This is a genomic window from Variovorax glucosi, from assembly GCF_051216695.1.
In the GTDB taxonomy this organism is placed as follows: Bacteria; Pseudomonadota; Gammaproteobacteria; order Burkholderiales; family Burkholderiaceae_C; genus Variovorax.
Map to the genome: position 1 here is coordinate 1 of NZ_JBPJZE010000186.1, position 1,251 is coordinate 1,251.

Consider the following 1,251-nt stretch of genomic DNA (forward strand, 5'->3'; position numbering starts at 1 on the left):
GTCAGACCCGGAAGACGTGGCCCTGCTGCTGCAGGGCGTGAAGAAGATGCGCGAGATCCTGCACGCGCCGGCGCTCGAAAAGTACCGCCACCGCGAGCTCTACACGGCCGACGCGCACACCGACGAAGAACTCATTCAGCACATTCGCGCGCGCGCCGACACCATCTATCACCCCGTGGGCACCTGCAAGATGGGCACGGATGCGATGGCAGTGGTTGACGCGAAGCTGCGCGTGCACGGCATCGAGAATCTGCGCGTGGTCGATGCCTCGATCATGCCGACGCTGATCGGCGGCAACACCAACGCGCCGACGATCATGATTGCCGAGCGCGCGGCCGACTGGATGCGCGGGCCGGTCACTTTCGACCGCGCGCAGCAGGACGCTAGAGCGCCTGCGACGAGCCTCGCACCACCAGCTCTCCAGGCAGCAGCAACTGGCGCGGCGCCGCATCCAGCCCACGCAGCCGCTCGATCAGGCAGGTAGCGGCCGTGCGGCCGATGGCGTCGGTGGGCTGGGCCACGGTGCTCAGGCCCGGCCCGATGAGCGAGGCCCATTCGGGATCGTCGAAGCCTACAAAGCCGAGGTCGGCACCAAACTGCCAGCCCAGCCGCGCCATCGCCTGCGCAATGCGCAGCGTGACCACGGCATTGCCCGCGACCACGGCGGCGCGGCGGCCGCGTTTGGCGCGCTGGCGCAGGGCACGCAGGGCCTCGTCGAGCGCATCGCTCTCGCCCTCGACGCACTCGAACACCTCGCCCGCCACGCGCGGCTCGTGCGCGACCACGCAGGCGCCGAAGGCGGCCGTACGTTCGCGCCGCGAGCTCACGCCCTTCTGCGGCTCTGTGACGTAGAGCAGTTCGCGATACCCGCCTTCGACCAGATGGCCGCAGGTGGCCTGCATCGCGGCGTGGTTGTCCAGCGAGACGAAGTCGGTGTGCATGCCGGCGTGGCGCCGGTCGACCAGCACTGCCGGCTTGCCGTGCAGCGTGACCGCATCGACCACGTTGCTGCCGCGGCCCAGCGTGTTGAGGATGAAGCCGTCGACCTGGTAGCCCGCCAGCGCGTCGATGGCTTCGCGCTCGCGTTCGCTCTCGTTGCCGAGGTTGAACAGCATCACGAGGTAGCCGGCGTCCTGGCAGGCCTTCTCGGCGCCGCGCAGCACCGCCACGGAATACGGGTTGGTGATGTCGGCCACGATCAGTCCGATGAGCCGCGAGCGGCCATGGCTCAGGGCCTGCGCCATCGGGCTG

General features: G+C 69.4%; 2 protein-coding genes. One reads left to right on the forward strand and one right to left on the reverse strand.

All coding sequences use genetic code 11. The features are described from left to right. Positions 1-484, forward strand: a 484-nt coding sequence (locus tag ACSFA3_RS24105) for a GMC oxidoreductase (protein WP_435507915.1), incomplete at its 5' end; no start/stop codon positions are given. On the opposite strand, the gene ACSFA3_RS24110 is transcribed toward ACSFA3_RS24105, so the two are convergent. After that, on the reverse strand, positions 384-1,251 hold an 868-nt coding region (locus tag ACSFA3_RS24110; protein WP_435507916.1), incomplete at its 5' end, for a substrate-binding domain-containing protein. The two genes, ACSFA3_RS24105 and ACSFA3_RS24110, sit on opposite strands and share 101 nt — an antisense overlap.